The organism is Rossellomorea sp. NS-SX7 (assembly GCF_052828565.1).
The window spans coordinates 3,554,499-3,566,991 of sequence record NZ_CM128249.1 but is presented as its reverse complement, the minus strand read 5'-3'; the positions used below and the strand labels follow the sequence as shown (position 1 = coordinate 3,566,991).

Annotated in this window: 14 protein-coding genes; 12 read left to right on the top strand and 2 right to left on the bottom strand. The window is 46.7% G+C overall.

The window, feature by feature from the left end; all coding sequences use genetic code 11:
• Window positions 1–37: 37 nt before the first annotated feature.
• The 8 genes from ACUXV2_RS17695 to ACUXV2_RS17660 all read left to right on the top strand — a co-directional run bounded on the left by ACUXV2_RS17695 (window position 38) and on the right by ACUXV2_RS17660 (window position 7,566).
• Window positions 38–808: a creatininase family protein gene (locus tag ACUXV2_RS17695; protein ID WP_446244468.1), complete on the top strand. Its 771-nt coding sequence runs from the start codon at window positions 38–40 to the stop codon at window positions 806–808.
• A 31-nt stretch (window positions 809–839) separates the two neighbouring features.
• Entirely contained in the window at window positions 840–2,303 is a 1,464-nt protein-coding gene (locus ACUXV2_RS17690) for a hypothetical protein (RefSeq protein ID WP_446247103.1), read from the top strand.
• A 254-nt stretch (window positions 2,304–2,557) separates the two neighbouring features.
• Complete coding sequence (locus ACUXV2_RS17685) at window positions 2,558–3,286, top strand: TenA family transcriptional regulator (RefSeq protein ID WP_446244467.1); 729 nt, start codon at window positions 2,558–2,560, stop codon at window positions 3,284–3,286.
• Window positions 3,287–3,387: 101 nt separating this feature from the next.
• Window positions 3,388–4,851 carry an aldehyde dehydrogenase family protein gene (locus tag ACUXV2_RS17680; protein WP_446244466.1) on the top strand — a complete coding sequence of 488 codons (1,464 nt, stop codon included), beginning with the start codon at window positions 3,388–3,390 and terminating at the stop codon, window positions 4,849–4,851.
• 25 nt (window positions 4,852–4,876) lie between these two features.
• A complete protein-coding gene (locus ACUXV2_RS17675) occupies window positions 4,877–5,350 on the top strand; it encodes a GlcG/HbpS family heme-binding protein (protein WP_446244465.1) in 474 nt (157 codons plus the stop codon).
• Between the two features lie 50 nt (window positions 5,351–5,400).
• The gene (locus ACUXV2_RS17670) at window positions 5,401–6,000 is read left to right on the top strand and encodes a chromate transporter (protein WP_446244464.1); all 600 of its coding nucleotides are present in this window, start codon (window positions 5,401–5,403) and stop codon (window positions 5,998–6,000) included.
• Window positions 5,997–6,530 carry a chromate transporter gene (locus tag ACUXV2_RS17665; RefSeq protein ID WP_446244463.1) on the top strand — a complete coding sequence of 178 codons (534 nt, stop codon included), beginning with the start codon at window positions 5,997–5,999 and terminating at the stop codon, window positions 6,528–6,530. The genes ACUXV2_RS17670 and ACUXV2_RS17665 overlap by 4 nt, the downstream gene beginning before the upstream one ends.
• Before the next feature lie 358 nt (window positions 6,531–6,888).
• Complete coding sequence (locus tag ACUXV2_RS17660) at window positions 6,889–7,566, top strand: GntR family transcriptional regulator (RefSeq protein WP_446244462.1); 678 nt, start codon at window positions 6,889–6,891, stop codon at window positions 7,564–7,566.
• A gap of 55 nt (window positions 7,567–7,621) precedes the next feature.
• On the opposite strand, the gene ACUXV2_RS17655 is transcribed toward ACUXV2_RS17660, so the two are convergent.
• Window positions 7,622–8,428: an aspartate dehydrogenase gene (locus ACUXV2_RS17655; protein ID WP_446244461.1), complete on the bottom strand. Its 807-nt coding sequence runs from the start codon at window positions 8,426–8,428 to the stop codon at window positions 7,622–7,624.
• 178 nt (window positions 8,429–8,606) lie between these two features.
• Here ACUXV2_RS17655 and ACUXV2_RS17650 point away from each other — a divergent pair, with 178 nt between their 5' ends.
• From ACUXV2_RS17650 to ACUXV2_RS17635, 4 genes are all read left to right on the top strand, one after another.
• Window positions 8,607–8,954, top strand: a complete 348-nt coding sequence (locus tag ACUXV2_RS17650; protein ID WP_446244460.1) for a 2Fe-2S iron-sulfur cluster-binding protein — start codon at window positions 8,607–8,609, stop codon at window positions 8,952–8,954.
• Between the two features lie 247 nt (window positions 8,955–9,201).
• Window positions 9,202–9,678 carry a RidA family protein gene (locus ACUXV2_RS17645; RefSeq protein ID WP_446244459.1) on the top strand — a complete coding sequence of 159 codons (477 nt, stop codon included), beginning with the start codon at window positions 9,202–9,204 and terminating at the stop codon, window positions 9,676–9,678.
• Window positions 9,679–9,706: 28 nt separating this feature from the next.
• A complete protein-coding gene (locus ACUXV2_RS17640) occupies window positions 9,707–10,729 on the top strand; it encodes an NAD(P)/FAD-dependent oxidoreductase (protein ID WP_446244458.1) in 1,023 nt (340 codons plus the stop codon).
• Window positions 10,730–10,944: 215 nt separating this feature from the next.
• Complete coding sequence (locus tag ACUXV2_RS17635) at window positions 10,945–11,178, top strand: ferredoxin (RefSeq protein ID WP_446244457.1); 234 nt, start codon at window positions 10,945–10,947, stop codon at window positions 11,176–11,178.
• A 111-nt stretch (window positions 11,179–11,289) separates the two neighbouring features.
• On the opposite strand, the gene ACUXV2_RS17630 is transcribed toward ACUXV2_RS17635, so the two are convergent.
• On the bottom strand, window positions 11,290–12,375 hold the full coding sequence (locus ACUXV2_RS17630; RefSeq protein ID WP_446244456.1) for a LysM peptidoglycan-binding domain-containing protein: 1,086 nt from the start codon (window positions 12,373–12,375) through the stop codon (window positions 11,290–11,292).
• Window positions 12,376–12,493: the final 118 nt, after the last annotated feature.

Here is a 12,493-nt window from a genome sequence, read left to right as displayed (position 1 = left end):
ATACAAAATACCGTACTTGCGTAAAGGGGAGAGAGCGTTGAATTCATATCTGTTACCGAATATGACGTGGGAGGAAGTAGAAGAAGCACTCAAAACAGTGAAGATGGCGATCATACCTGTCGGTGCCCATGAACAGCACGGTCCCCATATGGCCGAAAGCTGCGATGCCGTCCTTGCGACGGAAATGGCAAAGAAATTGGCGGAGCGCATGCATCCGCATGTACTCGTTACTCCGACCATCAATATGGGTGTTTCCCCGCATCATCTGAACTTCCCGGGCACCATTTCATTGAAGCCCGATACTCTGATTGCGATTTTAAGGGATATCGTCCAGTCCTTGAAACATCAAGGGATCAAAAAGTTCTTATTCCTGAACGCTCATGGGGGGAATCAGGCTGCGCTGGGTGTGGCAAGCACGGTGCTGTCACAGGAAGAAGGGGTCGACATCTATTATGCGAAGACGACCTCATCTGCTAAGGAGTCCATCAATCAATACATCCAATCCCCTATATTCGGCCACAGCTGTGAGCGCGAAGTATCTGAAGCACTTTACTTGGCGCCTTATCTTGTCAGGCCGGACAAGCTCGAGTCAGGGGATTTCTGTGAAGGGGGGAGATATACTCAATTAAGACCAGGCAAGGCCATTCAAGGATTTTACCGGTACGAGGAAATGACGAAGAATGGATGCATCGGAGACGCGACAAAAGCAACGAGAGAAATCGGGGAAAAGATTGTTTTAGAGGCAACTGAGAATATAGCAGAATCGCTTAAGGAATTATTGGGGATTAGAGTTGAACTGCTTAATTAGAATGCGATAAAAAAGGGAAGGGTGAATGCTTTTGGAGTTAACTGCTGCTCACTGGCTTTATGCTCTCGTTACGCTGGTTGTCATTGTCACGATGTTGTTTCGCAGGGGGGTTGTACTTCCGACGATTGTAGGGACATTCCTGGTTGCATGTGTATATAAGGGTTCCTTTGTCGGGGGATTCATGGCGGTCTTTAATGCCAATCTGGTTGCAGCAAGAGAATTATTCAGTATCTTTTTAATCATTACCCTTATGGTTGCGCTTCTAAACTCATTGAAAGATCTCGGGGCGGACCAAAAAATGATCATTCCGATTCAAAAAGTCATGGTAAACGGGCATATTGCTTATTTTGTCTTAATGGTTGTAACGTACGTGATTTCATTGTTTTTCTGGCCGACACCTGCTGTTCCGCTCATTTGTGCGCTGCTTGTACCGGCTGCGATGAGGGCAGGGCTTCCGGCGATGGGGGCTGCGATGATTGTCGCCATTGCAGGACAGGGGATGGCTTTATCTTCCGACTACATCATGCAGATTGCACCGATGCTGACGGCTACATCTGGAGGCATGGAAACGGTGCAGGTTGCGGACAAGGCAATGATTTTGTCCCTCATTACAGGTGTGACGGCGGTTGCAGTCGCGTATGCGATGATGTATAAGTCGATTGCCAAGCCGAATAGTGAAGAAGCTCAGAATGCCGTCGACTTACTCAATTCGATGACGGCTGATAAGGATAGTGTGGAAGCTGAAGTGTCTGCAGCATCCGAAGTGACCATTGGTCATAGAAAAGAAATCTGGGGAAAAGTCTTTGCCGTCCTCGTACCTTTGTCCATGCTTGCAGTCATGATCTTCATGTTTTCCACGAAGGTTGGAAACAGTGAGGCGGGCACATTTGCAGGGGGAGACGGTGCTGCGTTTATCGGCGGAGTGGCCGCTGTATTGCTTATCCTGGCTTCGGTTGCATTTGGAAGGATTCATGCACTTGATAAAATCGGGGACCACATCACTGACGGATTTGTGTTTGCGTTTCGTGCCATGGGGCCGGTTATCCCTATTGCAGGATTCTTCTTCTTGGGAAGCTCGGATTTTACCGGTTCGATCCTATCATTGGGAGAAGAAGCCGCCAAGCCGGGGTTCCTATTCGATCTAGTTCAGTCTGCACAAGCGTCCATTCCTGAAAACGCTTTCTTTAGTGCATTCGGTATCCTGATCGTCGGGATTATCACGGGACTGGATGGATCCGGATTCTCAGGTCTTCCTCTTGTAGGTGCCTTATCGGGGGCGATGTCGAACTCGGCTGGGATTGATCCGGGGACACTTGCAGCCATCGGACAGATGGGATCTGTATGGACGGGTGGAGGAACATTGATTGCCTGGTCATCACTTGTGGCCGTTGCAGGCTTTTGCGGGGTTTCGGTCCTGGAGCTTGCCAGAAAGAATTTCATACCCGTCATGACGGGACTGGTGGTTGCCACGCTGGCCGCGATCCTGTTCATGTAAAAAGTAGTGTAGTTAGAAATTTTTAAAAAATCAGAAAAGTATATTTACAAACAAACTTTCATAGGGTAGTATAAAGACAATGGTATACCAAATAGTGAATCCGAAATAAACGTTTTCAAAGACTATATCTCTTGGATGTTGCTCTGTCAGTGAGAAGGGAAGATATGGTTGTTTTTTCGACACTATTTGGTATACAAAATACACAATACAATGTGTAGGATATGTGAAGCACACTTTTTAGGAGGAGATTGATCATGACAAATCTATTATCGAAAGATGAATTCCGTAAAGAGCTGGAAGAAGCAATCAAAGGAAATCATAGTCAAAAGGCTCCTTTTACAGTCGCTTGGGCAGACGGAAAGCTAGAGAGAAAACACTTTGCAAGATGGGCTGAAAACCATTACCACTATGTAGGGCCATTCGCAAACTATCTTTCTTATATCTATCACAACACGCCGGATCACCCGAAGTTCGAAGATGCGAAAGACTTCACATTGCAAAATATGTACGAGGAAGAAATTGCAGCTGACCGCCATACGGACTTGCTGATCCGATTCGCTGAAGCGTGCGGTACGACAGCTGATAGAGTAAGAGATCCAAAGAATATGGCGGCGACGACGCTAGGCCTGCAAAGCTGGTGCTACTCAGTGGCTGCGCGTGAAAACTTCGTGGTTGCAACGGCAGCACTTGTTGTCGGTTTGGAGTCACAAGTGCCTGATATCTATCGTAAACAAACGCCTGTCCTCCGTGAAAAATATGGCTTCACAGATGAAGAGATCGAGTTCTTCGACCTGCACATAGTATCTGATGAAATCCATGGTGAGCGCGGATTCAAGATTGTCCTGGAACATGCTGATACACCTGAACTTCAACAGGAGTGCCTGGAAATCGTACGCGTCGGTGCGAAGATGCGCCGTATGTATATGGACGGCTTGTGGAGAGAGTACCTTGAACAGGATCTCGGAAGTCTCGTCCAGGCTTAATACTTAGAACTCTATGAAAAATTAATAAGTGGCAGTTTCCTTGAGGGGAACTGCCATTTGTTCATCATATCACCCGAAATAAACAGGAAAGGATGTTTCATGTGCTAGTAGCTAAAGCTGAGCTTTATAAAAATCTCATCAATGGCCAGTGGGAGGATTCTTCAAGTGAGAAAACATTCGTCAGCTTCAACCCGGCCAATAAAGAAGAAGTGGTCGGTGTTTTCCAGGCATCGACGAAGGAGGATGTAAAACGGGCGATTGAATCGGCTGATGCGGCCTTCGATTCCTGGGCATCTACTGCACCTTCAAAGAGAGCGGCGATCCTGAATAAGGCAGCCCAATATTTGATCGATCATGCCGACCAATTTGCAGAAGAGTTGACGAGGGAAGAAGGAAAACCGATCGGGGCTTCACGCGGGGAAGTGCTGAGATCTGCACAAACGTTGAAGTACTATGCGGTGGAAGGGCAGAGCCACAGCGGAGAGACCTTTCCTCAGGATGATCAGGAAATGGATGTGTCATCTCGTCTGGAGCCGCTTGGGGTCATCACGGTCATCACGCCGTGGAATTTTCCATTATCCATCCCTGCCAGAAAAATTGCGCCTGCACTGATCACGGGTAATACGGTGGTCTTCAAGCCTTCCTCTGAAACGCCGCTGGTTGCCTATCGATTGGTAGAGGCTCTTGTACACGCAGGACTGCCCCATGGGGTGCTGAATTTTGTAACGGGACACTCCAGTGAAATCGGTGACAGCCTGGTCGACCATCCGGCGGTGAAAGCCGTGACGTTCACGGGGTCCACCGGTGCAGGTGAACGCATCCACCGGAATGTATCCTTCGATACAAGGACGCAGATGGAACTTGGAGGCAAGAATCCTCTCATCGTCATGGAGGATGCGGATATCGAGCTGGCGGCAAAGCTGACGGTCAACGGCGGCTACAATCTGACCGGTCAGGCATGCACGGGGACCAGCCGGGTCATCGTCATGAAAGAAGTCAAAGAGAAATTCCTGAATGCACTCGTTGAAAAAACAAAGACACTCAAGATGGGCAGCGGTTTTGAAGAAGGGGTCACGATTTGCCCGTTAGCGAGTGAAAAGCAGTTGAAAAATGTGTTGAACTACATCGAGATCGGAAAACAGGAAGGGGCAACCCTGTTGTACGGCGGCGAACATGCGGTCGAGGGCGATTTTTCAAAAGGATATTATGTCAGCCCTGCCATCTTCTCTGATGTGACACCATCGATGAGGATCGCCCAGGAAGAAATTTTCGGGCCAGTCATCGCGGTCATCGAAGTGGAAAGCTACAAAGAAGCGCTGGATATTGCCAATGGCGTCGAGTTTGGATTGTCGGCATCGATCGTCACCAATGACCTGAAGACTGCGCATCGTTTTACGAAGGACATTAAAGCAGGTACGGTCAAAGTGAACAGGACGACGACCGGGAACCTAATGAATGCCCCATTCGGAGGCATCAAGAAGTCAAGTACCTCAACGTTCCGTGAATCGGGCAGAGCCGGTCTGGACTTTTTCACTCAAATCAAAACTATATATATAGGATACTAAAATCTTTCTGGGGGTAAATGCCGTTATGAAACAAATACTGAGACTTGAACTGGAAGAAGCAAAAGTGATCATCGAAGCAGCGAGAAAGAAATCTGAAGAAATCAATGTGTTAGAAACCATTGCCGTTGTCGATGAAGGGGGGCACGTGATTGCTCTTGAACGGATGAACGGTGCGAGGATCACCGGTCCTGAAATCGCGATAGCGAAAGCCTTCACGGCAGCCGGCCACAAACGCTCCACCCATCTATTCAACAAGGAACCGAACGGACCGGTCCTGCCGGGCAACGAGGCATTCGGGATTCAGCAGATGCTTCCTGGTAAATTCGCGGTCTTCGTCGGCGGCTTCCCGATTGTGGTGGACGGGGAAGTCATTGGCGGAATCGGTGTCAGCGGAGGTAACGGTGAACAGGATACGGCCGTCGGTACAGCTGCCCTTCAGGCATTGCAGTCCCATTTACAGGATCATGAAGTCGTAACAGAAGCAGACATTAAGAAATAATCGATAGCTCACAAGGTCCTGATCATAATGTATAGAAAGAAGGAGTCAAGATGAAATCTTATGTGGACCTTACGATTGGATTTGCAAGAACAGGTGTGACCGGCTATGGTGGTGGGCCATCCACCATCCCGCTCATTGAATATGAAGCTGTGAAGAAGTATGAATGGATGACGGAAGAAGAGTTCGGGCAGACGCTCGCGCTCGCTAACACGCTTCCGGGCCCGATCGCAACGAAGATGGCAGCGTATATCGGCTATAAGGTCAGCGGCGGGATCGGTGCAGCCGTGGCGATCCTTGCCCATATCCTGCCGTCCTTGTTCGGGATGCTCTTCATGCTCGGACTGCTTTACAAATTCCGGACTTCACCGATTGTCAGCGGCATGGTGCAGGGAGTGACCCCGATCATCGGCGTGATGCTCCTAGAAATGGCATACAAATTTGCGGATAAAGCCCGAAAAGGTCTCGGGATGCCGATCGCTCTTGGGCTTGGGGGCGCATCCCTGGTGCTGATCCAATTCCTGCATCTGCATCCTGGGATCATGATCGGGGCATGTCTGCTGGGTGCCTTCATTGTTGCTACCTATAAGAAGAGGGCCGAGGATCGATCACACGAATTGCATGTCGAGCCAAGAAAGGAAAAAAGCGTATGATTTACTGGGATATTTTCTGGGCATTTTTCATATCGAATCTTCTCGGGTACGGCGGAGGGCCGTCGACCATTCCCCTGATCCAGAATGAAGTGGTCAACCGCTATGAATGGATGACACTCAATGAGTTCGGGGATCTCTTTGCTATCGCCAACGTCCTCCCCGGCCCGGTCGCAACAAAGATGGCCGGCTTCATCGGATACGAAGTAGGGGGACCACTCGGGGTTGTCATCGCTCTTGCAGCCACCATCCTGCCATCAGCAATCGCCGTCATCATCCTCTTTAAATTCGTGAATCTCTTCAAAGATTCACCGCAGGTCAAACTGATGACACTCTCCGTACAGCCCGTCATCGCCATCCTGCTCGGAGTATTGGCATACCAATTCTTCCTCACCGCATTCGAAAAAAGCGGCCTACTACAACTAATCATTCTGACCACAGCAGGATTCCTAGTCATGAAAAAATTAAAGATCCACCCAGCCGTCGTCATCCTCTGTGCATTGGTATACGGTGGGATTTTTCTATCGAATTGAGGCGTAAAGCGATCAAGTTCCGGCTTGGTCGTTTTTGCTTTAATAAGGATCCAATAAGAAAAGATGTTTGAACGAATCTAGCTTTTGATTGTAGTGCAAGACGAAGACTCCTGCGGGAAAAACGTGTTAGGTGAGACCCCGCAGGAGCGCAGCGACGAGGAGGCTCACCAACCGCCCGCGGAAAGCGAAGTCTTGCACGGAAATCAAAAGCGGTGTTCAGGGTTGTTTTTTAATATAGGGGCGTAATTTGAAAAATTGGTATACCTTACACCAAAATAATTCTTAATAATGTGAAAATGCCACAGTTTTTGATAAAATAAACAGAAAGCGATTTTAAATCGGAGAAGGAGATAATGCAATGAAGTGGGAAGAAGAGGAACTACTTTCAATCCGTGAACGCGCCTACCTATACTTAAAAGACTTGATCCTGAGCGGTGAATATAAACCCGGTGACCGCCTCATCGAAAGAGAAGTCGCCAGTCAATTAAATATCAGCCGTACACCGATCCGTGAAGCGTTATTCCGGCTGGAGTCGCAAGGCTTTGTCAAAACCGTCCCTCGAAAGGGAGTCATCGTATCCAATATTTCTGAAGAGGAAGTCATTGAAGTATTCACGATTCTTTCTTCACTCGAAGTGCTGGCGGCTAGGCTCGCTGCCCAGAAGATGGATGACGCCCTCATTGGGGAATTCAATGAAAAGATCGAAAAGCTTGAAGCATTGGAGAAGGGCGAAGTCGAAGGCGGGGATACCGAGCATATCGAAATGAACCTGCTTCTTTATAAAGCGGCGAAAAGCCCTAAGCTGTTCGACATCCTGTCCGGGCTGACCGACTATATACAGATGTCTGCCAACATGGGATATGAAACACCTGGTCGGAGAAAGGAATCCATCAGGGAACATATCCAGATCATGAAAGCAGTAAGGGATCAAGAAGCGGATATGGCTGAATACTTGACCAAGATCCATATTGAAAATTCGAAGAAAGCATATATTCAATTTCTTGAAAATCAGAAGGAAAAAGTGAAGAAGAAATGAAGAAAGACTGTGTCTGGATAAGAGACACAGTCTTTTTTATGGATTGTAATAGAAATCAGATCCCGATTACAACGGGTGAGGTCAGATTATTCAATGCTTTGCAAATGCTCATCGCAACGATATAACCGGACTTGGGATTGTCGGCTGAAGGAGTGTTCTGGATCGTCAGCTCCACTTCGCCGAAGTATCCTTTCGCCACGATTTGATGAGTGTTGTGTTTCACTGAGGGATCTACCAGCACCTGTACCTTTGTGCGGTCAAATCCCACCCCGGCAATGCTAAGGGCGGCCGAAACATTCGTGCTTTGCGGGAAAAGTTTGGCGGATTGGCGTGCCGTCCCTTCATAAATCGTATGCTCTTCACTGATCGTGTCCAGATCCACGCTCTCTTCCGCGATGGTCCCCCTCCAGGCGGCAGGAGGCTTCCGGGTGATGAGTTTCACTTCCTCCAGCTCGTTGATCGAAGAAGCGGCAATCCGGTCGAGGCCGCCGATGGCTGCGGAAGGAAGGATCAGTTTCCGTTCATGTTTGTTTGCTGCTTCCACCACTTCATCGTAAAGCTCCTGGTCAGAAAAGGCCCCAACCGACACCGTAATGAAATGACTCCCGGATGAGAGAGACTTCACAGCATATTGATAAACAGCTTCATGGCCGGCACATTCAATGATTACATCCAACCCGGAAGAGAAGAACCATTCCTCATCGTTAGTCACTGTGAATCTTTCATTCTCTAACTCTTCATATTGTTCCTTGTTGCGGACTAGGATCGCATCTACTTCCGCCCCTGTTACTTTGTCTTCTTTTATATAGGAGACAACATCTTTCCCGATCGCTCCATACCCTATTAATCCTATTTTTTGCATGATAGAGTCCTCGCTTTCATTTAGAATGACTGGATTTGGTATACCAAAAAGTATATCAACCGCCCAGATATTTATCAATAATTATTCAGAAAAATTAGAAATGACTAAAAATATCGTTGTCAGAATATTGTGATTGTGGTATATTGTATACCAAGAAGGATCAAGGGAGGAATACTCGATGCCTAAAATCAATTATTCTACAAGTGGTAAAGTGCTGGACGTACCTGAAAACTCAAATATATTACGAATGTCTTTAAGATATGATGGCGACCTACCGAACAAATGCGGCGGAGGCATTTGCGGGACGTGCCTATGCAAAATTGAGGATGGAGCGGAGTATCTGGATAACGTGAAAGTGCAGGAGCGGAGAAAGCTTGGGGAAGAGTGGCTTGAAAAAGGGTATCGCCTGGGATGCCAGACATTTGTGACGGATGGAGATGTCACCATATCATGGGATGAAGAAACAACCAAAGTCGTGAAGAAAAGGAAGCCGGATAAAATCAAAAAAGAAGCAGTGAATAAATAGCTTGCATACTAAACGGGAGAGGTGAAGCAAATGTGGACATGTAAAAAGCATGTGACAAAGGCAATTGAATTATTGGACGTCCCTCATATCCGCAAAGCACCGGAAGGAGTTCATTGCTCTTTCTGCGATAACCAGGCAAACCTCAATGTGTACTACTCTCATAAACCTTGTAAATTCAAGAATAAAGATAACGGTCTCTTAAAAACCTCTTAACGGTCTGCTTATGACTACAGGAAGGAAGATAAATGTGGAAAAACAATTGATGTCAGTTGAAGAGAGGCTTGAATCAATCGGATTATCTCTTCCGGATAAGCCGAAGCCCTCGGGGCATTACTTAGGGGCGGTTCAGGCAGACCCATTTTTATTTGTAAGCGGAGTGACCTGTAAGTGGAATGGCAGTCTTCCTTATAAGGGGAAGGTCGGAGAGGATCTGTCGCTTGAGGAAGGATATGAGGCTGCGAGGCTGACGACCCTCAATCAGCTTGCGATTGTGAAAGATGTGATCGGGAGTCTGAGTTTGATCAACCGGATTGTGAAAGTGACAGGGTATGTCAGCTGTGAGCCGGGTTTTCCCGATGTACCAAAAGTGATTAACGGCTCATCGGACCTGCTGGTCGAGTTATTAGGTGAGAACGGTAAACATGCCAGGTGCGCGGTGGGTGTCAGCTCCCTGCCAGGCAATGCAGCCGTAGAGACAGACCTGCTTCTTTTACTAAAGAAGTAGAAAGAGTTTAAGGAAAGGGGTTACGTATATGAGTGAAAATCAGAGTGTTGATGTCACCATCATCGGCGGGGGTCCGGCGGGATTGTTTACAGCATTCTACGCAGGCATGCGCCAGATGAGTGTAAGGATCATTGAAAGTATGCCGCAGCTCGGTGGTCAGCTTTCTGCTTTATATCCAGAAAAATATATTTATGATGTGGCCGGATTCCCGAAAGTGCTTGCCAAGGATCTAGTGCACGGCTTACTTGAACAGGCCAATCAATTCAACCCATCTGTCAGCCTTGGGCAGACGGTGGAAAAGGTGGAAAGGCTTCAGGATCAGTCATTTCTTTTAACGACAAGTAAGGGGGAAGTCCACAAAACCAAAACGATCATCGTGACGGCAGGCGCCGGAGCATTCAAGCCTCGTCCCCTCGGAATCGAAAAAGAGAATGAAGAGTATGAAAACCTTCATTACTTCGTCAATGATCTAAGCCGTTTCAAAGGGAGGAAGGTGCTTGTCTGCGGAGGCGGTGATTCCGCTGTGGATTGGGCGAACATGCTGGAGCCGATTGCGGAACAGGTCACCCTTGTGCATCGACGTGATAAATTCAGGGCTCACGAGCATAGTGTAGAGCAGCTGATGAACTCAAATGTCAAAATCATGACGCCTTACAACGTAACGGAATTGGGAATGGAAGGGTCCAGAATCACCCATGCCGTCCTGCAGCACGCCAAGAAAGAGTGTGCGGAAATCATCGATGTGGATGATGTACTTGTGAATTACGGGTTCATATCCTCACTTGGGCCCATCAAAGATTGGGAGCTTCAGATCGAGAAGAATTCTATCGTTGTTGATTACAAAATGGAGACGAATATCAAAGGTATCTTCGCTGTCGGAGATATCGCCACCTACCAAGGAAAAATTAAACTCATCGCCACAGGCTTCGGCGAAGCACCAGTCGCCGTCAGCCATGCCAAACAGTATGTGGATCCGACGGCCCGCGTCCAGCCATTACATAGTACAAGTGTGATGGGGAAGACGGAAACGAAAGAAGCCATCAAAGCCTGAACCGTATAAAATAGAAGGGAGATTGAGTGAATATGTGCAAAAACAAGATCACCGGCCAGGGAACCTGCACTGGATGCAAGTGCCGCGGTCTATCATCCCCTAAAGTATACGACCATGAAGAGGAAGGTCAGAAAATCTTATTTCTGGATAAGAATCAGGGAAGCACCCAAATGAAACGTCAGATACATTCCACGAGGAAAGGAGATTAATTGACTATGGCCAAATACACCATCATCGACCAGGAAACCTGCATCGCCTGCGGATCCTGCGGTGTATCATCCCCTGATGTATACGATTATGACGAAGAAGGAGTGGCATTCGTGCTGCTGGATAACAACCAGGGAAGCACTCCCATCCCGGAAGAGTACTTGGAAGATGTAGAGGAAGCCTATGAAGACTGTCCGACGGAATCGGTTAAGTTGTCGGATGAGCCGTTTAATACAGATTGAGTGAACAGGGCATTGGGTTGTCCTGTTTTTCTTTTGGAAAAAGGGACGGGGGGACAGGAACCGTGTCCCGCTTTAAAAGCGGGACAACGGACCTGTCCCCTTGTCCCTTTCTCATTTAGAGCTAATCTTTAATACTTCTCCAACATAAATGCGATCTCTAATCAATTTATTGGTCTTTTTCAACTGACTAACAGTTATTTTGTATTTTTTAGCGATGGAAGTAAGGGTATCGCCTTTCTTTACTTTATAAGTAGTTGTCTTGGAAGGAGCAGTACTTTTGCTGTTAGATGGAGCTTTCGAAGAAGAACCGGAAACCTTCAACGTCTGCCCGACATAAATTTTGTCATTTTTTAAGTTGTTAAGCTTCTTCAGGCTGCTTACAGAAGTCTTATATCTCTTGGCGATGGCAGATAGGGTATCACCCTTCTTTACTTTATAAGTCGTCGTTTTCGCAGAAGTTTTGTCGTCACTCTTAACTGGATTAGAGGCAGTTCCGGATACCTTCAATACCTGTCCCACGTTAATCCGGTCGCTCTTTAAGTTGTTGAGTTTCTTCAGGCTGCTTACCGTTGTCCCGTATTTCTTGGCAATGGCAAAAAGGGTATCTCCGCTCTTTACTTTATATGTGCCTGTTTTGCTTGGTTGTTCATTTTTTGCAGGAGGATTTTCGCCTAGAAGGTAATACATGTCATTACTAAAAGTAACACGGTACTTAGATTTGTAGCTTTTTGCAGTCTGTTTGAATAATTCCTCTTGTTGGGATACATTCGTTTCCATAGTTTTGATTGCTCTCTTATAATCTTCCTCTGATAAATCACCATTGTAATAGTCAATTGTATCAATCTCTGAATTATATATCTCTATTAAACTATTATAAATATATTCATCCAGTTCTAAGATGGCAGCATTATTTTCATTAACTGGAAATTCTTTCTCCAATGCCCCATCAAAATAATTTATGTACGCATCGTATAGATCCATCATTTCTTTTTCAGATTTTGCAGCATCAATCTTCTTTGTGTAGCTTTCAAGTTTGCGGATGATGGTTGCGTAATGAGAAGCAAATTTGTCCAATTCCAGCTGATGATTGATCGATTGAGCTGCTTCCACCGAATAGCCCGGTTGAATGAGTACACTGCTTGAAAATAGTAAAGAGGTTGCCAATACAGAGGCTGTTAACGTTTTCTTCGTGATCATGTTCATTCTCCTTCAAGAAAATATAAGTATAGGAAACTAATTCCTGAGATAATTATAATGATCTCAAATGTAAATTGGAATAGTTTTGGAAACCGGGTGCAAACAATATTTTTCGACA

Coding starts and splice junctions, on each gene's coding strand:
- ACUXV2_RS17685 (WP_446244467.1), top strand. CDS start 2,558: ATGACAAATCTATTATCGAAAGATGAATTCCGTAAAGAGCTGGAAGAA.
- ACUXV2_RS17675 (WP_446244465.1), top strand. CDS start 4,877: ATGAAACAAATACTGAGACTTGAACTGGAAGAAGCAAAAGTGATCATC.
- ACUXV2_RS17670 (WP_446244464.1), top strand. CDS start 5,401: ATGAAATCTTATGTGGACCTTACGATTGGATTTGCAAGAACAGGTGTG.
- ACUXV2_RS17665 (WP_446244463.1), top strand. CDS start 5,997: ATGATTTACTGGGATATTTTCTGGGCATTTTTCATATCGAATCTTCTC.
- ACUXV2_RS17660 (WP_446244462.1), top strand. CDS start 6,889: ATGAAGTGGGAAGAAGAGGAACTACTTTCAATCCGTGAACGCGCCTAC.
- ACUXV2_RS17655 (WP_446244461.1), bottom strand. CDS start 8,428: ATGCAAAAAATAGGATTAATAGGGTATGGAGCGATCGGGAAAGATGTT.
- ACUXV2_RS17650 (WP_446244460.1), top strand. CDS start 8,607: ATGCCTAAAATCAATTATTCTACAAGTGGTAAAGTGCTGGACGTACCT.
- ACUXV2_RS17640 (WP_446244458.1), top strand. CDS start 9,707: ATGAGTGAAAATCAGAGTGTTGATGTCACCATCATCGGCGGGGGTCCG.
- ACUXV2_RS17635 (WP_446244457.1), top strand. CDS start 10,945: ATGGCCAAATACACCATCATCGACCAGGAAACCTGCATCGCCTGCGGA.
- ACUXV2_RS17630 (WP_446244456.1), bottom strand. CDS start 12,375: ATGATCACGAAGAAAACGTTAACAGCCTCTGTATTGGCAACCTCTTTA.